The organism is Desulfurobacterium pacificum, from assembly GCF_900182835.1.
Lineage (GTDB): Bacteria > Aquificota > Aquificia > Desulfurobacteriales > Desulfurobacteriaceae > Desulfurobacterium_B > Desulfurobacterium_B pacificum.
Genome location: NZ_FXUB01000003.1, coordinates 141,806 through 161,124, shown reverse-complemented (window position 1 = coordinate 161,124; position 19,319 = coordinate 141,806). Strand labels below are relative to the sequence as shown.

At 41.0% G+C, this 19,319-nt stretch carries 22 protein-coding genes and 1 tRNA gene; 8 read left to right on the top strand and 15 right to left on the bottom strand.

Going from position 1 to position 19,319, the window contains the following annotated elements; translation table 11 throughout:
* Positions 1–7 precede the first annotated feature (7 nt).
* From rlmB to QOL23_RS06260, 6 genes are read right to left on the bottom strand one after another with little or no spacing between them, the layout of a single operon-like run.
* On the bottom strand, positions 8–727 hold the full coding sequence (rlmB, locus tag QOL23_RS06285; RefSeq protein ID WP_283400734.1) for a 23S rRNA (guanosine(2251)-2'-O)-methyltransferase RlmB: 720 nt from the start codon (positions 725–727) through the stop codon (positions 8–10).
* A gap of 1 nt (position 728) precedes the next feature.
* Positions 729–1,154 (bottom strand): type II secretion system major pseudopilin GspG, encoded by a 426-nt coding sequence (gene gspG, locus QOL23_RS06280; protein WP_283400733.1) that lies wholly within the window; start codon positions 1,152–1,154, stop codon positions 729–731.
* Positions 1,155–1,171: 17 nt separating this feature from the next.
* Positions 1,172–1,789, bottom strand: a complete 618-nt coding sequence (hisH, locus tag QOL23_RS06275; protein ID WP_283400732.1) for an imidazole glycerol phosphate synthase subunit HisH — start codon at positions 1,787–1,789, stop codon at positions 1,172–1,174.
* Positions 1,786–3,369 carry an MlaD family protein gene (locus QOL23_RS06270; RefSeq protein WP_283400731.1) on the bottom strand — a complete coding sequence of 528 codons (1,584 nt, stop codon included), beginning with the start codon at positions 3,367–3,369 and terminating at the stop codon, positions 1,786–1,788. The genes hisH and QOL23_RS06270 overlap by 4 nt, the downstream gene beginning before the upstream one ends.
* Positions 3,350–4,135, bottom strand: a complete 786-nt coding sequence (locus QOL23_RS06265) for an ABC transporter ATP-binding protein (RefSeq protein ID WP_283400730.1) — start codon at positions 4,133–4,135, stop codon at positions 3,350–3,352. Before QOL23_RS06265 ends, QOL23_RS06270 begins: the two co-directional genes overlap by 20 nt.
* Entirely contained in the window at positions 4,132–4,914 is a 783-nt protein-coding gene (locus tag QOL23_RS06260) for an MlaE family ABC transporter permease (RefSeq protein WP_425604255.1), read from the bottom strand. Before QOL23_RS06260 ends, QOL23_RS06265 begins: the two co-directional genes overlap by 4 nt.
* A 139-nt stretch (positions 4,915–5,053) precedes the next feature.
* Between QOL23_RS06260 and lysS the strand changes: the two genes are divergently transcribed.
* The gene (gene lysS / locus QOL23_RS06255) at positions 5,054–6,589 is read left to right on the top strand and encodes a lysine--tRNA ligase (protein WP_283400728.1); all 1,536 of its coding nucleotides are present in this window, start codon (positions 5,054–5,056) and stop codon (positions 6,587–6,589) included.
* A gap of 41 nt (positions 6,590–6,630) precedes the next feature.
* Complete coding sequence (locus QOL23_RS06250; RefSeq protein ID WP_283400727.1) at positions 6,631–7,857, top strand: ABC transporter permease; 1,227 nt, start codon at positions 6,631–6,633, stop codon at positions 7,855–7,857.
* Here QOL23_RS06250 and fbp read toward each other — a convergent pair whose 3' ends face one another.
* From fbp to QOL23_RS06205, 9 genes are all read right to left on the bottom strand, one after another.
* Positions 7,858–8,790, bottom strand: a complete 933-nt coding sequence (fbp, locus tag QOL23_RS06245) for a class 1 fructose-bisphosphatase (RefSeq protein ID WP_283400726.1) — start codon at positions 8,788–8,790, stop codon at positions 7,858–7,860. It lies immediately after the preceding gene.
* A gap of 13 nt (positions 8,791–8,803) precedes the next feature.
* A complete protein-coding gene (locus QOL23_RS06240) occupies positions 8,804–9,772 on the bottom strand; it encodes a sigma-70 family RNA polymerase sigma factor (RefSeq protein WP_283400725.1) in 969 nt (322 codons plus the stop codon).
* Position 9,773: 1 nt separating this feature from the next.
* Complete coding sequence (locus tag QOL23_RS06235) at positions 9,774–11,219, bottom strand: DegQ family serine endoprotease (protein WP_283400724.1); 1,446 nt, start codon at positions 11,217–11,219, stop codon at positions 9,774–9,776.
* Between the two features lie 15 nt (positions 11,220–11,234).
* Positions 11,235–12,071, bottom strand: coding sequence for a C40 family peptidase (locus QOL23_RS06230; RefSeq protein ID WP_283400723.1), 837 nt, complete (start codon positions 12,069–12,071; stop codon positions 11,235–11,237).
* Between the two features lie 29 nt (positions 12,072–12,100).
* The gene (locus tag QOL23_RS06225) at positions 12,101–12,826 is read right to left on the bottom strand and encodes a pseudouridine synthase (protein WP_283400722.1); all 726 of its coding nucleotides are present in this window, start codon (positions 12,824–12,826) and stop codon (positions 12,101–12,103) included.
* A complete protein-coding gene (locus tag QOL23_RS06220; RefSeq protein WP_283400721.1) occupies positions 12,813–13,235 on the bottom strand; it encodes a hypothetical protein in 423 nt (140 codons plus the stop codon). Before QOL23_RS06220 ends, QOL23_RS06225 begins: the two co-directional genes overlap by 14 nt.
* A complete protein-coding gene (locus QOL23_RS06215; protein WP_283400720.1) occupies positions 13,232–13,624 on the bottom strand; it encodes a hypothetical protein in 393 nt (130 codons plus the stop codon). Before QOL23_RS06215 ends, QOL23_RS06220 begins: the two co-directional genes overlap by 4 nt.
* 16 nt (positions 13,625–13,640) lie before the next feature.
* Positions 13,641–13,718, bottom strand: a tRNA-Pro gene (locus QOL23_RS06210).
* Between the two features lie 69 nt (positions 13,719–13,787).
* Positions 13,788–13,943, bottom strand: coding sequence for a zinc ribbon domain-containing protein (locus QOL23_RS06205; RefSeq protein WP_283400719.1), 156 nt, complete (start codon positions 13,941–13,943; stop codon positions 13,788–13,790).
* Positions 13,944–14,013: 70 nt separating this feature from the next.
* On the opposite strand from QOL23_RS06205, the gene QOL23_RS06200 reads away from it, so the two are divergent.
* From QOL23_RS06200 to rimI, 6 genes are read left to right on the top strand one after another with little or no spacing between them, the layout of a single operon-like run.
* Positions 14,014–16,290: a DEAD/DEAH box helicase gene (locus QOL23_RS06200; protein ID WP_283400718.1), complete on the top strand. Its 2,277-nt coding sequence runs from the start codon at positions 14,014–14,016 to the stop codon at positions 16,288–16,290.
* Positions 16,253–16,876: a hypothetical protein gene (locus QOL23_RS06195; RefSeq protein ID WP_283400717.1), complete on the top strand. Its 624-nt coding sequence runs from the start codon at positions 16,253–16,255 to the stop codon at positions 16,874–16,876. Before QOL23_RS06200 ends, QOL23_RS06195 begins: the two co-directional genes overlap by 38 nt.
* Positions 16,873–17,637, top strand: coding sequence for a prepilin peptidase (locus tag QOL23_RS06190; protein WP_283400716.1), 765 nt, complete (start codon positions 16,873–16,875; stop codon positions 17,635–17,637). Before QOL23_RS06195 ends, QOL23_RS06190 begins: the two co-directional genes overlap by 4 nt.
* Positions 17,634–18,281, top strand: a complete 648-nt coding sequence (locus QOL23_RS06185) for a hypothetical protein (RefSeq protein ID WP_283400715.1) — start codon at positions 17,634–17,636, stop codon at positions 18,279–18,281. The genes QOL23_RS06190 and QOL23_RS06185 overlap by 4 nt, the downstream gene beginning before the upstream one ends.
* Positions 18,281–18,904 carry a tRNA (adenosine(37)-N6)-threonylcarbamoyltransferase complex dimerization subunit type 1 TsaB gene (gene tsaB, locus QOL23_RS06180; protein ID WP_283400714.1) on the top strand — a complete coding sequence of 208 codons (624 nt, stop codon included), beginning with the start codon at positions 18,281–18,283 and terminating at the stop codon, positions 18,902–18,904. The genes QOL23_RS06185 and tsaB overlap by 1 nt, the downstream gene beginning before the upstream one ends.
* Entirely contained in the window at positions 18,864–19,313 is a 450-nt protein-coding gene (gene rimI / locus QOL23_RS06175; protein WP_283400713.1) for a ribosomal protein S18-alanine N-acetyltransferase, read from the top strand. Before tsaB ends, rimI begins: the two co-directional genes overlap by 41 nt.
* Positions 19,314–19,319 lie beyond the last annotated feature (6 nt).

Here is a 19,319-nt window from a genome sequence, read left to right as displayed (position 1 = left end):
CTCCTCCTCAAGTTTCGTTTTGTAGGGATATTAAATATAGTCCTATAGCAACGGCGTTAGAAACGTTCAAAGAGTTAACGTGACCTTTCATCTCTATGGTAACAACGTCATCAAGTTGTTTTTTCACAGGGTTTGATATACCGCGCCCCTCAGAACCGACAACAAGCCCTAAGGGAAAGGGAAAAGAATACTTAGAGATGGGCTTACCTCCCGTCTCAAGTCCTATAAGCCAACCTCCCGCCTTTTTAAATTCTTTCACTGCTTGAGAAAAGCTGTTCACAACTGCGTAAGGAACGTAGAAAACTGCTCCCGTGGAAGCTTTAACAACCGTATCGGTTATGGTTGCGCTCCTGTCTTTGGGTATTACTATGCCGGTTGCGCCGAAGGCGTCGGCTGAGCGGAAAATAGCTCCTAAATTGTGAGGGTCTTCTATCCTGTCTAAAAAGAGAAGATAGCCGTTTGTGTCTATCGTTCTCTGGACGAGTTCGTCAAAATCTGTCGGCTCTACCGGGGAAACGATTGCAACTATGCCCTGATGCTTTTTTGTTTTTGCTATTTCATCAAGTTTTTTTCGCGGGACTTTTACGATTTTGGCGGAAGGGTAGGAGGAGGAGAGGAGGGGGAGGATTTTTTCTCTATCCCTGAAAGATTGCTCCACGTAAACCTTCAATATCGGGTATCCAGACCTAACCGCTTCAGCAATAGGATTAACGCCATAAATAACCATTCTACTTCCCAGTATTATTAAAGATACACGTATTAACGCACTTTATATCGTCAGATGTTCCCTCTTCTCCATCAGGACCGGGTGAAATAAGTGTAAACGTCTTACCATCGGAAACATAAATAAAATTGTTGCCCCAAGCATCTTTAGGAACAGCATCCATGTAAGGACCTTTCCAGTTTTTAGGCACAGGCTCCGTTTCCGGTTTCTCAACAAGCGCCTTTAACCCTTGAGATGTAGTAGGATAGAAAGAGTTATCTGCCTTATAGAGCTTAAGTGCCTGTTCAATACTTTTCATCTGAGTTTGAGTAACTGTAACTTTCGCTTCTTCTCCTCTTTTTAAGAATTTCGGAGCGACTAAAGCTGCCAAAAGTCCCAAAATAACTATAACAATCATAAGCTCTATTAACGTAAATCCTCTCCTTTTCATGACTCCTCCAATCAGAATTACACATTCCTCACAAAATAGAGAAAGTTTTCAAGCAGTTTCAATCCAGCTTTCTGACTCTTTTCTGGATGAAACTGTGTAGCAAAGACGTTGTCTTTCTCTATTGCAGATGTGAAAACAAGCCCGTACTCTGTTTCTGTCAATTTAACGCTCTCCTCTTTAGGACAAACGTAATAAGAATGAACGAAGTAGAAAAACTCTCCTTCTTTAATACCTTTAAGTAAAACCGATTCTTTCTTCTTAACTATCTGATTCCAACCCATATGGGGTATTTTGTACTCTTTCGGCAAATCAAACCTAACCACCTCACCTTTTATAAACCCCAAACCTTCCTCTTCACCGAACTCATAACTCTTTTCAAACACAAGCTGTAATCCAAGACATATACCCAAAAACGGTTTCCCCCTCTCAACCTCATCTATCAAAACTTCCCATAACCCTCTCTCTTTTAAGTTCCTCACAGCATCTTTGAAAGCTCCAACACCCGGCAGTACAATGGCTTCAGCATCTCTCACTTTTTCGGGTTTAGAAGTAACAACAACGTCAGCTCCTACGTGCTCTAAGGCTTTACTAACGCTCCTCAAATTACCCATTCCATAATCTACAACCGCTATCACTTTATACCTCCAGGGAGCGAACCCAAAAGATACTTGATATCGTTATCTCCAAACATAACACCTGCTCCCAAATATACTCCTCTCCACTTGTGGTAAAGTAACTCATCACCACCACCGTAGATAAACCAATTCTTATTTAAGTTATACCTTAAACCTATTCTTAAATGAGGTGGAATATCATCTCCATCTGCATCCTTTCTACCACCATCCCACAAGTCTGAGCTCAACATCCACTTATCATTAAATATGTAATCCAAACCTATACCACCAGTACTCTCTTTCAAACCGCCTCTAAGAACAAACTTACCTCCTTTATGGAATAAGTCATCATCAAATACCTTTGCGTACTGAAGCGTAAACTCTGTCCTATAGTTCGTTTCTATCTCTTCTCTCTTCTCCACTGTTGAGCCGTAAGTAATGTAATAATCCTTTCTGTCAACCTTACCCTGAGAATCACCCACAACTTCCAACAGGTAGAAATGGTCTTTTGAAGGCACTATTTTCAAGCTCATAATCCCTCTAGTATCGCCTGTCCTTGTATTAACATCCCCTCTAAACCCTATAAACGTCTTTGTCTTTTCAAACCTATCTGCAAGGTTACCCAACGTCTTTGCCGTTTTTGTAAGACTCTCATAAAGCTTATCATCGTTAAATAGCTTTCCAACAGTTCCTTTACCTTCGTTAACTTTTGCAAGTAACTCCTTAAGCTCTTCCGTCGTAACTTTAACGTTCTTCAAGGTCTCTTCTATATTTTTCGTATTATTTTCATTTAAGAGCTCTTGCAATTTAGCCGTTAGGTTATCTAACCTGTCCGCTATTTCAGGCGCTCTCTGAACAGCCTTCTTCAGAGAAATCACAGTTTGTCTTATATCATCTCTGTTTTCCACTGCCATTTGCGAAAGCTGAGTAGTTAAAGTATTAACGTTATCCATAACTTGCGGGAGTTCTTCCTTTAAAACAGAAGTTAGAGCTAAAGTATTCTTAAGTATCTTAGAAACAGTTTCTTTATTGTTAGCCAAAACGCTATTTATCTGCGATATAGTAGTGTCAATATCTTTTGTCAGCTTAGCTACATTATCCATTATAATGGCAAGCCTATTCTTTCCATCCGGTGTCGTTAAAGACTGATTAAACTTCTCTAACAGTTCATTCACGCTGGTCATAACTTCATCCATAGAAGCCGGAACTTTAGTATTTTCTATAACGGAATTGGGGGGAAGTAGTGGTGCCGGAGGGTGACCGGGGTCAAGTTCTACGTACTTTTCTCCCATCAATCCCATAGTTTCAATGGAAGCCTTCGCATTTCTATATATTTTAATGGGTTTTAAAAAAACTATCTCTACAACAGCTTTATCCCCTTTTACATCTACAGAAACGACCTTACCTACAGTAACGCCGGCAACTCTAACAGGTGCATCCTTTTCAAGACCAGCTACATTAGAAAACACTATGGAATACTTTAAGTTTTTAAACTCTTTTTTGAACTTTAAAGGTTCAAGAGTAGTAGCTACAACTCCGAGTCCTGCAAAAGCCAGGACGACAAACAGCCCGACTTTAGCTTCAAGCGTTAATCTGCTCATTTTCCCTCTCCATCATTTCCGTTATAGGACCTTCCGGTTCCCCATTGATAAACTGCTTAACCACAGGGTTGGAAGAATTTCTTATCTCCTCCGGCGTACCAACTTCCACTATCGTTCCGTTCCAAAGGATAGCTATCCTATCAGCTATCCTAAAAGCGCTGTTAACGTCATGACTAACTACAACGCAAGTCTTTCCAAGTTCTTTTCGGAGCTTCAATATTAAATTATCAAAAATCGCCGTCATAACAGGGTCAAGACCAGAAGTCGGCTCATCAAAAAGGATACACTTTGGATTCATACACAACGCTCTGGCAACTGCCACCCGTTTCCTCATACCGCCAGAAAGCTCTGAAGGATAAAGGTCTTCTGTTCCTGAAAGTCCTAATAGAGACAAATAATAGGAAGCCTCTTTCTTTGCTTCTCTTTCACTTATTCCTTTCTTCTCTATCAAGTAAAAAGCAACGTTGTACCAGACAGGGTAAGAATCAAATAAAGCTCCACTTTGAAACACATAGGTAAGCGTTTCTCTGAACTCAATAACTTTCTCTTCATCCAACGACAAAATATCCATTCCGTAAACTTCTATATAACCATCATCAGGTTTTATTAAACCAGCTATTTGCTTTAAAAGAACGCTCTTGCCTGTCCCCGAAGGACCCATGATAACGAATATCTCTCTATCGTAAACAGTAAAAGTTACATCTCTGTGAACAACCTTACTTCCAAAGGATTTTTTCAGATGCTTAACAACAATCGCCTCTTTCATAGGTTAAACAACCTCAATATGTATGTAATCAAGTAGTCAAAAATCAAAATAGCTATAGACGAAGTTACAACTGCCTTCGTTGTAGATTCACCAACACCTTTAGCGCCACCTTTCGTGTAGTATCCATAAAGGCAACTTATCGTAGCAATCAAAAATCCGAAAACTGCAGCTTTAATAAGACCGTGGTAAACATCGTTCATTTCTGCAAGGTTTTGCGTATATCTCAGATAAAGAGTTTTATTCACGTGAAACAGATAAACGCTAACAACATAACCGCCTATATAACCAACAATATCAGAGATAAGTGTAAGAACAGTTACAGCAATAACAGAAGTATAAAGGCGGGGGGTTATCAAATACTTAATCGGATTTACTGCCATCATTTCAAGAGCATCTATCTGCTCTGTAACCTTCATCGTTCCTATTTCAGCAGCCATAGCAGAACCAGAACGAGCCGTAACCAAAAGGGCAGACAACACCGGTGCAAGTTCACGCGCCATAGAAATAGCTACAACAGCACCTATCATATACTCAGCATTAAAGCGGTGAAACGCCGTATAAGTTTCAAGAGCTATAACTCCACCTGTAAAGAAAGAAGTAATGGCAATTACAGGTAAAGAGTCTGCACCTATAGATGCAAGGTAATAGATATATCGCTTGAATCTAATTGGCTTTTTAAAGGCTAAAAGTACTGCCTTTACCGAAAGGAGAAACCACCTACCCCAAAACTCCAAAAAGCCTATAACCCATGAACCTATCGCTTCTAAAACACCTATCAATCTATCCACTCTCCAGATAAAAATATTCTGAACAACTGATTAATTTTTGTTCCTCTATTCTACAAAATCCCCCCCATCTCCCCCACAAACGACTAATTTTTCGTAAACTCTACAAGACAAAATTACAAGGAGAGGCAAAATGGCAGCAGAAGAAAAAAGCCTTGAGCAAAAAATCATTGAACAGAGAAAAGAAAAGATAGAAAAACTTAAAGAAAAAGGCATACAACCATACGCTTACAAGTTTGAAAAAACAGTTTCCGCAAAGGAACTCTTAGACAAATTCGGAAGACACAAAGAAGGCGAAGAAAGAGAAAAAGAACAACTTCCAGAAGAAACGTTCTCTTTAGCCGGCAGAATAATGGCGATGAGAATAATGGGTAAAGCTGCCTTCTTCCACATTCAAGACGAAACCGAAAAGATACAGTGCTACATAAGAAGGGACGTAGTTGGAGAAGAGTTTTACAACAAGGTATTCAAAAAACTAATTGACATAGGAGACATCGTCGGCGTCAAAGGAAAACTTTTCAGAACAAGAACAGGCGAACTAACGTTAGAAGTTACAGAAATGGAACTGCTCACAAAATCCCTCCGCCCGCTACCGGAAAAGTGGCATGGTTTAAAAGACGTTGAAAAGCGTTACAGACAGAGATACCTTGACCTGATAGTCAATCCGGAAGTCAGAGACGTTTTCAGAACGAGAACAAAAATCATTAAGAAAATCAGAGAATTCCTTGATAGCAGAGGTTTCATGGAAGTTGAAACTCCTATCCTGCAGCCGGTAGCCTCCGGCGCTGCTGCAAAACCCTTCATAACCCACTACAACGCCCTTGACATAGACGTTTACCTGAGAATCGCACCAGAGCTTTACTTAAAAAGGCTCATCGTCGGCGGATTTGAAAGGGTTTACGAGTTAGGTAAAAACTTCAGAAACGAAGGTATAAGCACGCGCCACAATCCCGAATTTACGATGATTGAATGGTATATGGCTTACGCCGACTACTACGACCTTATGGACATGACCGAAAAACTCTTTGAATACCTGTTAGACGAAATTTTCGGTAAAGGCGTAAGAGAAATAGAATATCAGGGAACAAAACTTTCCTTCAAAAGACCTTTCAGAAGAATCTCTTACCTTGAAGAACTCTCAAAGAAAACAGGACTTACACCAGACCAGTTACTACACGATGAAGAAGCCGTTCTTAAAAAAGCAAAAGAAGTCGGCATAGAAAAGGCAGAAGAACTATCCCACTTTAAGAGAGTTCAGGAACTGTTTGAAGAACTCATAGAACCAGAACTCATTCAGCCAACGTTCGTAATAGACTTTCCGAAAGCGATATCACCCCTCGCAAAAGAAAAGAGAGACAACCCAGAATTGGTAGAAAGATTTGAGCTTATAATTTTTGGCAGAGAAGTTGCAAACGCTTACACAGAGCTAAATAACCCGGAAGAACAGAAAAAGCGCTTCTTACAGCAGCTTGAAGAGAGGAAGAAAGGCGACGACGAAGCGATGGAATACGACGAAGACTTCGTTACAGCACTTGAATACGGAATGCCGCCGACAGCCGGCGAAGGTATCGGAATAGATAGACTCGTAATGCTTTTCACCAACAAGGACTCAATTAGAGAGGTACTTTTATTCCCTCAGTTAAGACCAGAAAAGCAGGAAAGCAAGTAGGGAGAGCCTCACGCTCTCCCCTTTACAAGGAGCAATAAAAAGTGAATCCGCTGATTAAGTGGCTTGCCTTAAGAAACTTTAAGTTCAAAAAAGGATACCTATCTTTCGCCTTTATCATATCCATATTAGGTGTAATCGTCGGAGTTGCAGCTCTCATAATAGTCAACGCAGTAATGACAGGCTTTCAGGACGCAATAAAGCAAAGGCTTTTATCAAGCAACGCCGACATTATAGTGATGAAAGGCGGTAAACCCTTTGACAACTACGACTACGTTGAGAGAAGAATCGCAAAACTCCCCCACGTAACAGGCACAGAACCTTTTCTCTACGTTCCCGTAATGGCAGTATCTTCAGACGCTTCTTCTGCTGCAAGCGCTTCAATCAGAGGTTGTTACCCCGACAAAGAAAAGAGAGTTACAGACCTGCCAGAAAAAATTATTTTAGGTGACTGGGAAATTTTCAAAAGAGACAAAGACGGAGCTGTAATAGGAAAAATTTTAGCCGACACCTTAGGAGTAACGCTTGGCGATAAAATCAAAGTAATATCTCCACTTGGAAGAAAAACACCTTTTGGAATAATACCGAGAACCGCCACGTTCAGAGTTGACGGAATATTTGAAGTAGGAATGTATCAATTTGACTCTTCCCTCATTTTAGCCCACATAGATACGGTGCGAAAAAAGTTCGGATTTGGCAACGTGGTAACCGGAATAATGGTAAAAGTTGACAACCCAGACAACGTAAAGATAGTAGAAAAAGAGATACAAAAAGTGTTAGGACAAGGCTACTACGCAGAAGACTGGATAAGCCTCAACAAAAACCTCTTTTCAGCGCTGAAATTGGAAAAATTAGCAATGTTTTTAATTCTAACGCTTATCGTAATCGTTGCCTCATTCAACATTTCAAGTCTATTGATGATGAACATAAACGCTAAAGCCAAAGACATAGCAATCCTTAAAACTGTTGGTGCCGACAACTCCTTAATTTTAAAAATCTTCATTTTTCAGGGCTTCTTAATAGGCTTAATAGGAACGATAATCGGGGAAGTTATAGGAATAGGCATTTCCATTTTAGGCGAAAAATACAAACTTATTCCACTACCACCTGACGTTTACTATATAGATCATCTACCCTTTAACTTACACGCTTCTGATTGTATAACAGCAGCTGTTGCAGCAATTATCATAAGCGTAATTGCTACTATATACCCCTCCCTCAAAGCCGCCAAAACAGAACCGGTAAAAATTCTGAGAAGCGGAGAGCAGTAGTTACTCCGCTAAAAACTCTAAGCACTTCTCTACTTCCCACTTACTACCAATTATTACAGGAACTCTCTGATGAAGTTTTTCAGGAACAACGTCAAGTATGCTTTTCTCACCTGTAGTTGACAAACCACCAGCCTGCTCAATCAAGAACGCCATAGGACTTGCTTCATAAAGAAATCTCAACTTTCCACTCGTATTCTTCTTATCTGCCGGATAGATAAATACGCCTCCCTTTAGTAGCGTCCTATGAACATCAGCAACCATAGAACCAACGTACCTTAGCGTATACTTCTCTCCTTTGAGAAAATCCACGTACTTTCTCAACCCTTCCTGTACCCACTTATCCCTGTTAGCCTCATTGATTGAGTAAATTTTCCCTTTCTCCTTCAATCTTATCTCTGGATGGGAAAGCAGATAATTTCCACTTTCAGGGTCTAAAGTAAAACCAACAACCCCTCTACCCAACGTCAAAACCATTATCGTTCCCGAACCGTATATAACGTAACCTGCTGCAAGCTGCTCTCTACCGGGTTTTAAAACGTTGTCCTTATGGATAGAGAAAATCGTTCCAATACTAACGTTAACGTCAATGTTTGAAGAACCATCAAGAGGGTCATAAGCAACAGCATAACCGCTATTGGACAAAACAACTTTATCTTCCATTTCCTCAGAAGCTATCTGAGAAACCTTCCCGCACTTTTTAAGCGTATCAAGAATTATCTCGTTAGCAAGCTCATCAAGTTTTTGAACCTCTTCTCCTTGAACGTTCGTCTTTCCCGCACTTCCTAAAACGTTTAAAAGAGCAGCTTTCCTTACCTTTGCAGAAATCTCTTTGGTTGCAGATGCAATCTCGTTTATCAGAATAATCAAGTCATCATCAAGGTGTCCAATCTCTTTTTTCTTATCAAACAGATAAGATGTCAACGTAACAGCCATTTCTCCCTCCATATCAGTTGAGGAATACGTTAAGTTTTTTCCTTAAAGCATACTCTTTCATTTTTTTCTTCGCTCTCGCTTCAAGCTGTCTAACCCTTTCCCTACTTATCCCAAGCTTTTCTCCGATTTCCCTGAGAGTTTTTGGGTCGTTACCGTCTAAACCAAACCTCATAATAATAATTCTCTTTTCTTGAGGCGTTAACTGTTCAAGCATCTCTTGAATACTCTGCTTTAACTCCTCTTTCACAACTTTTTCTTCTACCTCTGCTGTCCCTTCACCCTTGAGAAAATCTTTAAAAGTAGTGTCTTCTTCATCCCCTATCGGCGTATCAAGGGAAAGAGGAACCTGACAAACAGTTAAAAGCCTTTCTATATCCTTTGGCTCCATTCCCACATATTCTGCCAGCTCTTCAGTTGTTGGTTCTCTCCCCAGCTTCTTCAAAAGCTCACCGTAAGAGCGGGTAATTTTATTCACAAGAACAGCCTGCTTAACAGGAATCTTCACAGCACCGGTTTGTTGCGCAAGTGCCTGCATTATAGACTGCCTTATCCACCAAACAGCGTAAGAGATAAACTTAACCCCTTTATCTGGGTCAAACCTCCTCGCTGCTTCAATAAGACCCAAAATCCCTTCAGCAATGAGGTCGTGCAACGGCAGTCCGCAACCTAAGTATTTCTTGGCAACGCTTACAACGAAACGCAAGTTAGACTCTACAAGCTTCTTCAAAGCTTCCTTGTCGCCTTTTTTCGCCCTCTTCGCTAACTCTATCTCCTCTTCTCTCGTAAGAAGCGGAATCTTTGAAATAGACTTTAAAAACGCATCAAGTGAATCCTTATCTGGAACGAAACTCTCAATCAGTGAAGGGTCTATCTGCTGGTCAAAAAGGTTAAGTTCCCCGGAGAGCTCACCCTCCAGGGACTCAACATCGTCAAATCCTAAATTTTCTTCATCTTCCAAAAAGAAATCTTTATCTTCAACCATTTCACTCCTCCGGATTTAAAACGAGATAAATAATTCCTCCATTCCTCAACACCTTAACCAAAACCCCAGACGTTCCTGCTTTCTTTAGCACTTCGGCTAATTGGTCAGCAGATTTTACCTCTTTAAGCGTTCTTGGTGTAAGTCCCGCCTTTATAATTACATCTCCTTCCCTTAAACCTGCATCATCAGCCGGAGAACCAGGTTTAACTTCGGTAACCAACAAACCTCCCTTAATCCACTTTGGAATACCAAGCTTTTTCTTAAGCTCAGGATTGAGAGGCTGAACGGCAAATCCGTACTTATCTAACATGCTTTCAAGAGCCACCTTACCGCTTCCTGGCATCTGTCCAACTTTAACGGTCAATACTTTTTCCTTACCGTCTCTAACTACAGTAATTTTTACTTTCTCTCCTGGTCTTGTATTAATCACTTTAAGCTGCAAGTCGGTAACGTTTTTAACAGGTTCTCCGTTGTAGCGAATGATGACGTCACCGCTCTTCAATCCACCTTTCTCAGCAGGACTACCGCTCATCACCTTCGTAACTAAAACACCGTGCTTAACGCCAAACTTCTGCGCAATTTCCGGAGAAATATCCTCAATATAAACGCCAAGCCAACCTCTAATTACTTTTCCATACTTAAGAAGGTCATTCATTATCTTTTTGGCAATGTTTATAGGAACAGCGAATCCCAACCCTTGTGCATTTCTAACAATAGCCGTATTGATACCTATTACTCTGCCGTGAATATCGCAGAGCGGTCCCCCACTGTTACCGGGGTTAATTGCCGCATCAGTTTGAATGAAATCCTCTATAGGATTTAGTCCTAAACCGTGTCTGCCCTTAGCAGAAACGATACCATGCGTAACGGTCCAGTTAAGTCCGTAAGGGTTTCCTATCGCTATAACGAACTCACCGACTTTAATTGAATCGGAATCACCAAGCTGAACTGTAGGAACCTTCTTGTTCCCAACCTTTATTTTGATAAGAGCAACATCAGTTTTAGGGTCTTTACCAACGACTTTAGCCCTGTAAACAGAGCCATCGCTTAATTTAACCTTTATTTTGGTAGCCTTATCAATAACGTGGTTGTTTGTGAGTATGTAAGCCCAACCATCCTTGACTTTTACGATAAACCCTGAACCCAAAGACCTCGTTTTAAACTCTTTAGGAAAGTTATCAAACGGAAACGGAACACCAAACTGTTGGAAAAAGTCTCTGAATTCAGGTGGAATAGGTGGGTGTTTGAATTTAATTTCTGAAACTGTACTGATGTTAACAACAGCAGGCTTCACCTTTTCAGCAACTGTTTCAAATACTCTCTGTAGGGACTCAACAGCACTGTAATCCTGAGGCGTTGCAGTAACGCCGGCAAACGACGATACAGTTGATACCGCTACCATAGCTAATGTAAGAGTCACCCTCTTTAGAAGCTGTCTTGTGTTCATCGCACTACCTCCTTTTTAGTTATTCTTTTGTGCGTAAAGAATTTTTTTCACCAACTTCTCACTCAATACCCTTTTAGCACCTATAAACCTACGTCTAAAGTAGGGACTGCTAAGAGAAGAAATAGAAAGCCCGTGGTACATGGAAGAAAAATGTACGAACTTTCCGTTACCTATGTAGATACCCACGTGAGAAGGAAAGCTGGCGTAAGTTCTAAAAAAGACCAAATCTCCTACCTTTAACTCGTTCTTGCTAACAGGAACACCTACGTTAAACTGCGCTCTCGCCGTTCTCGGCAGGTTTATACCTAATTTTCTATAAACGTACATAGTAAACGAGGAACAATCAAGCCCTCTCTTTGGATTAGCTCCTCCGAAAACGTAAGGAGTATTTTTTAGGTTTTTAAATACCCTTGCCAAAATTTCCAACAAGGCACTCTTATACTCCGGATTTTCAAGTATTGACAAATTCCAGTTATCGTAAGGAACGTTCAAAGGCGTAGAAAGAACGTCGGCTAACTTCTCTCCTTCTTCATAAACCACATTGGTTATAGGATAAATGTCCTCTCCAGCTTCCTTCACATCCTCTTTAACTTCTGCCGCTTTTTGTTCCAGAAAAGCTATAGTCTTCCTGCTGTTTACGGGCTTATAACGTCTGCCAGGAACGATAAGTCGCTGACCAGGTCTAAGCAAACTGCTACGCAAACCGTTAATTCTTTTGAGTTTAGCAACAGTTGTGTGGAACTTCTTGGCTATTTTATATAGAGAATCGCCTTTCTTCACTCTGTAAAGCTGAGCGTGGGACACCTGAGGAAACAAAAGGAATATTGATAAACATAACAGAATTCTTCTCAACTTCGGCACCCTCCTACAGGTTACGGAAACTATTTTACCAAAAGACCAACTGATTCTTTCAGTTTTCTAAGCTCCTCTTCCGTTAAATTCCTGTACTCACCTAAAGGAAGTTCCCCTAACTCCAAGTTACCGAACTTTACCCTTTTAAGATAAAGAACAGGGTGCCCTATTTTTTCAAACATTCTCTTTACCTGATGATATTTACCTTCATTTATCTCTATCTCTGCAGCAGAACGTCCTTCTTCTGCTTTAAGAATTTTCACCTTAGCAGGACGGGCAACAAAATCTCCTAAATCTATGCCCTTCTTTAAAGGTTCTATCTTCGCTTCAGTTAACTTCCCTTCCACTTCAACGTAGTAAACCTTGGGAACTTTCCACTTTGGGTGTGTCAACCTGTGAGCAAGCTCACCGTCAGAAGTTATAAACAGAAGCCCTTCAGCATCTTTATCAAGCCTTCCTACAGGAAAAAGTTTCTCATCAAACCTCGGGATATCAGAAACAAGCTCCATAACGCTCATATCTCTATCAGCAGTGGTAGTAACGTAACCTGCCGGCTTGTTGAGAATAAGGTAGTAATCTTTCTGATAGTAAACAGGTTCTCCGTCAACTGTCACTTCATCTCTTTCAGGGTCAACGTTAATAGAAGGAGACTTAACAATTTCTCCGTTAACCGCAACTTTGCCTTTCTTAATTAATTTTTTAACTTCTGAACGGCTTCCGTAACCGCTCTCTGCAAGCAACTTATCTAATCTCATTTTGCTCCTTCCCGAATAACCACCAGACGATTAAAACGTAAGTAACGAAAAAGAAAAAGTAGTTCAAGAACACTGTTATTATTCTAAATAACTTCGGATTGAAAAAGAAACGGGATAGAGAAAGCTCTACTCCAAACGCTATTATAGAAAACACGAACATCTGCAAAATCCACCCCACCCCCACCTTCCAATCAACCAACCTGACATCATCTCTAACGAAAATACGAAGCGAATAGTAAAAACCTAAGTAGAGTAGTAGGGCAGAAACTACAGTATCAAGCGCCATTGTTATTGGATAGGAAAGGTGAAGCAGAAACGCCAAATAAAACACGCCGTAATTGACTATCCCCATAAAGAGATAAATAAACAGATAAAAAGCTGCTCCCCTCAAAAACGGTATAACGTTCATCGCTTCAGCACCCTATCGTAAGAGAGCTTAAAAGTAAAAAAGATAACGGCAATCTCAAGGTTCATAAATAGAAACATTCCTAATGGTGACCCTTTAAAAAAAAATACAATCAGCCATGAGAGAAAGAAGGAGATAACGACAAAAGGAACAAAGTGATAAGCCCAAGCTTTAGCTAACAATCTCTCATCTTTAAAACCGGCAAACCTTTTCAAAGAAAACTGATAGGAAAAGAAAAGGAAAACCGGAGATATTACGTAAGTTACAAGCTTTGCAACTAAAGGAGAAGCACCTGCTTTAAACATAAAGTTCATGAGAAGACCGTTGAACATAAAAAGAAGAACGAAAGAATAAGCGTAAACGATAAAGGCTTTTAGAAACGAACGCTCCATAACCTCTCCTTATGAATGGTCGGGGCGGGGGGATTTGAACCCCCGTCCTCTTGGTCCCGAACCAAGCGCGCTAACCAGGCTGCGCCACGCCCCGCTGGTTAAAGAATAATAACCTAAGAGAAGGAAAAATCAAGAAAGAAGGCACCGCCTCCCTAAATTAACCTCAGCCAAAAGGTGAACAGTAGTTGGCTATGTCAATAACTTCAACGTCTTCTGACTCGCAGTATGGACACTTAATTTCCATCAGCTGCAGAGGGGTATAAATTACTTCTTCAAACTCAGCGTTGCAGTTGTTACAGCGAAAAACGTAAATCTGCATACATTCCTCCTGAAGCTTTATTGGGGAATTTTAAAATTATGCAAACTCAAAAAAGTTACAACAGGTTAAAATGAAAATGATAAAAATTTTAGAAACAACTACTTTTTCTGAAAACGGCGGAACGATAGAACTTTTAGAAGACGGTAATTTCCTCAAAATCCCCACCCTCCCCTCCACCTTCATTCCCAACTTCCCCTTTCCCTACCTCAACCCCGTCCAAACGGTCTTTTACCGCTACTACGACGGCGGGAACGCCCTCATATCTTCGCCTACAAGCTCAGGAAAAACGCTAATTTCACTGCTGTTTCGCTTAAAAAACAAAGAAGGCAGACTAATCTACACCGCGCCAACCCGTTCTCTAATTTACGAAAAGTTTAGAGAGTTTAGAAAAATCTTCGGCAGAACGGGGATAAGAACGGGCGACCTGATTGAAGAGTTAGACGAACTCAACCAGCAAACGGTCGTCTCAACCTACGAAAGCCTGCTCTCGGCAGCAAGGAACAGGGCAAAGTGGTTTGAAGAAGCCGGCGCCGTGATAATAGACGAAGTTCACATAATCAGAGACAGAACGAGAGGCGCAGCAATAGAAGAAATCGTAACCTACTGCCTGAAGGAAGAGAAACCGCTTCTGTGCCTTTCGGCAACGATACCGGGCGCTTCCGAATTAGCAGAGTGGATAAAGGCAGAGCTTTTTATAGAATCTGAGTGGCGACCCGTTCCGCTGAAAAGAGAGGTGCTTAACTTTTCAAAGCTCTTGAAGAAAGCCAAAGGGGAAAAGCTGTCCGACGCAGAGAAAATCGTTTCTGTTATAGAACACTTAAAACTCAAAGGGAAAACCCTCGTATTCCTGCCAAAGAAAGACTTGGGCTGGGAAGCTCTTAAAGTAGAAAACGTAAACTACAAAAAGAAAGTGGTAAACAAAACAACGCCTTTTAAAAGGATAGAAACAGAAGGCGAACCTGTGGCTTTCCACAACGCAGACGTCCCGCAGGAAGAGAGAGAAACAATTGAAAGAGAATTCAAAAAAGGTAACTTAAACAGGCTCTACGCAACGCAGACCCTCGCCTACGGCGTGAACCTGCCGGCAGACAACGTTGTGGTGTTCGTAAGAGGTTACTTTGACAGGTTTACATACAGGTATTCCTTCTTTCCAGACCTTTTAACGATAATGCAGATGGAGGGAAGAGCGGGGAGGTGGGGATTTTCAAAAGAGGGAAAGTCCTACTTGATAGTCAGCGGTGCAAAAGAGGAGGCGCTGTTAGAAGCGCTAAAGGAAGAGTTAGAATCACCGTTTAAAACGGCGCTTTCAGAAGGTTTAGAACTAAAAGAAAGGGCTGCCTGCCAGAACAGAACGAAATCCATACTCAGCCTCATGATGTTAGGTCCAATGGTTCGCTACGGCAAAAACTGGAAAGATTCCATAAAAGAAACTTTCAGCGTAAAGAAAAATCCCCTCCTCCTCTCCCACCTCCAGCAGGTAGAAGAAGAGTTAACCAAATTAGGCTTCATAGAAAACGGAAAACCAACGCCCCTGTGCCTTACACTGGCAGCATCCTACATCTCCCCCTACTGCTACCTTGAATTCAAAAACAGGCTGAAGCACGCAGAATCGGCAACAGAAGAAGAGAAAACCATACTCTACACGTTCGCCGTCAGACCCCTGATAAAAAGAGAGTTTTTCCCCGGAACGCTGATAACCTTCACAGGCGACGGCTTCAAAGCCGCATCAACTCAAATAAATCACTACCTTCACAAAAAAGTCGGTGAAACGATAAAAGACAACTCAGATGTCCTGATTTTCTACGCTTTAGGTGACCTCTATCCTTTCAGCAACGTTGCAAGACCGCCCGGCGAACTCTCAAACCTGTCTTCAGAAAGCTCTCTATTAGCTTCGTTCCTGTGCAGAATAAATGCATTAGACTTTGACGCCGTTCACAGAATTGCGATGATGGTAAGGCAGGGGATTCCGTTCAGCTACTCTCTTTTAGCTGCTATTGAGGGATTGGGCTACATGAGAGGAAACGCTTTAGTCAGAACGGCTAAACTGACAGGACTTTCAAACGAAACTGCACTTATAAACAGCCTGAAAGAAAAACGAAAGGAAACGTTAGAAGCGCTGAAAGAAACGCTATCCATAAGGCTTTCCTCAACAGACGCCGTAAATAGAGAGCTCAACAGGATTGTTAAGATAGTAGAAAAGGTTAAATTTCCTCTTGGCAACCTCAAACTGCTAAGATTTTTAGCGTCAACCTTCATCGGCAGAGAAAAAGCCCTTAAACTAACGAAAGAAGAAGCACTGGAGGTGCTGTTTGAGAACGTCACGGGACAGAAAAAAGATAAAAGTTAGAATAGACGGCAAGCTAAAAGAGATAGAGTTGAACCCCAAAAACGCGCCCAGCAATTCGGCACTTTTAAGACTCATTGAATACAAGTATCTCTTCCCCCAGCGCTCAATAAAACACGTTGAAAAGAACGGAGAAGTTCTCCACCCTTCAAGAATTGACGAAATAGACGACCTCTCAAACCTCAACATCGTTACAGAGCCCTCAACGGATATGGTAAGAAAGCAGATAGAACTCGCCCTTTTAGCTTTAGATGCAATGATTACTTCAATACCGAAAATAGTTGCCGACTGGAAAATCAACACAGACCTTGCAAAGCTGCACCTCAACAACATTCTGGACTCTTTAGACTGGTCTGTAAAGGTTGTGGAAAGCGGGGCAAAAATCCTCCCCATCTACGACGGCATAGATGAAGCGATAGCAAAGTTAGAAGACGCCGTTTTTCAGTTAGACGACCTCCTCTACGAAGGAAAGGAAGCTGAAGCTTTGAAGGTGATGGAGGGGGATTTTCTAAAAGCCGTTAAAGAATGGCAGGATTTCTTAAGAGGAATGGTAAGATTTATCAAATCAGCTCCGGGAGAAACCCATTGATAATAATAGCAGCTTTTATCACAGGATTAGTAATCGGAAGCTTTTTAAACGTATGCATTTACAGAATTCCAGAAGGGAAATCTATCGTTTATCCTCCTTCTCACTGCCCCAACTGCGGCGAAAGAATAAAATGGTACGACAACATCCCTGTAATAAGCTACCTATTTTTAAAGGGAAAGTGTAGAAACTGCGGTAGTCCCATATCTATCCAATACCCTTTGGTTGAACTCCTTACAGGATTTTTAACGGCAGCCGTAGTTTACAAGTTCGGACTAACCCTAACTGCCCTTTACTACGCCGTTTTTATATGGAGCTTAATCGTAATTTCTCTTATAGACATTAAAACGATGCTTGTTCCCGTAAAACTCTGCTACTTTACGATGCTTTTCGGAATTCTCCTTTCCCCCTTCATCCCCCAAATAACCTTTAAAGATTCCGTTTTAGGTGCTTCTTTCGGCGCTGGAATAATTCTTTTTATCATAGAAACCTACTACGTAATTACTGGAAAAGAAGGAATGGGCTACGGAGACGCCAACATTATGGCAGTAGTAGGTGCGTTCTTAGGGTGGAAAAACATCTTAGTAACGCTATTCTTCGCCTCCTTAGTAGGTGCAGTTATAGGTATAGTTCTCATGGCTACAAAAGGTAAAAACTTTAAAAGCGCCCTACCTTTTGGACCTTTCATCTCCATAGGAGCCGTAATAGCGCTGTTTTTCGGCAACCAGTTAATCAACTGGTATTTAGGAGGCATAGTTAAATGACGCAGAAAAGAATTGAGCACTTCCTTATGAAAGCCTCCGAAGCTTTCTTGGTGGCAATCACATTTACCCTTTTATTGGTCTCTTTCATCCTATTCATGGAGTTTCTTTTCCTCTCCCCTCACATGTTTCACATTGAAGAGATAATCCTTTCAGGTCACATGAAAGATGCAACAGAAAGCTTGAAAGAGATAATTTCCCCGCTTCTAATGTTTGTCATTGTCGTAGAGCTCATCATAATGCTCATAAAACATCAGCCAAGAATCGTTTTTGACGTTCTTTTAATAGCAATTGCAAGAGAAATCATCATCTCTGGACATAACTTTAAAGACGTTCTGTTAGGAACAGTTTCTCTATTTATTCTCTTCCTAATAAGAAAATTCCTCACCCTTAAGTCTGTCCCTCCAGGAACGGCAGTAATCATAGACCCCTACATAACCGTTGAAGCCCTAAATGAAATGTTGGGAGTTCATATACCCTTTGAAGAAGAAAAGTACCTAATAGACCTAATAGAAAGAGTAGCCAAAGAAAGAGGCATCGTTCTCAAAAAGAGAAAAACGATAGACATTGCTAACGTCAAAATAGAAATACTTGACCTTGATGAAAACGGAAGACCAATTTTAGTAAGGGTAATGAAGACAGCATAATGGTAACGGTAGCAGTTGACTTGTGTTTAACAGAAGGAAGCGTTGCAGTAGGAAAGAACGGTGAATTCCTCTCCTGCTCAAGCTGGGGAATTTCAAAAATTCACGCAGAAAGAGTTTACGTAGAAATAGACCACTGTCTTGAAGTCGCAGGATACAAAAGAAGTGACATTAGTAAAGTAATAGTTACATCAGGTCCCGGCTCTTTTACAGGCGTTCGCCTTTCAGTTACCGTTGGAAAAGCTTTTAAGTGCTGCGGTATTCCCGTATTTTCAATTAACACGCTAAAAGTTTTATCTTCAGGATACGAAAAGATTAACGCTACAATCATCCCGGTAATCTACGCAAAAAGAAAAAGGTTTTACGCACTGATAGAGAACACGTACTTAGATGCGACAGAAGAAGAAATAGCAGAAAAAATTTCCAGGCTCAAAAATCCCCTCATTGTCTACAAAGGTAATCCTCCAGAACTACTTATAAAAGAGTTCCCCCACTTAGAAGAAAAAACACCTCTAGCAAAAAAACTCCTATTCCTTCCAGAATCAGACCTCCAGGAACTTCAAATATTCTACTTAAGAGAACACGATGCAAAACCTAAAAATCCTCCCCCTAACCCAATTAGATGAAAAAACACTAAAAGAAGTTGCTGCCATAGAAAAAGCTTCCTTCAAAGACAGTTACTCTCTCGAATCACTAAAAAGAGAACTTTCCCTATCCTTCTCACACATTTTCGTAGCAAAAGAGAACGAAAAAACTGCAGGATACTGTATCCTCTGGATAATAGGTAACGAGGCGGAAATCCACAAAATAGCCGTAGCGCCAGAACAGAGAAGAAAAGGAATAGGCAAACAATTACTCAAAGCCGTGCTGAGAACTTTAAAAGAGAAAAACGTAAAAAGGGTATTCCTTGAAGTAAACGAGAAAAACATGCCTGCAATCAACCTATACAAAAGCTGCGGATTCAAAGTCATCGGCAGGAGAGAAAACTATTACGGGAAAGGAGAAAGCGCCCTCCTTATGGAAACTCTGCTATAATGTTTT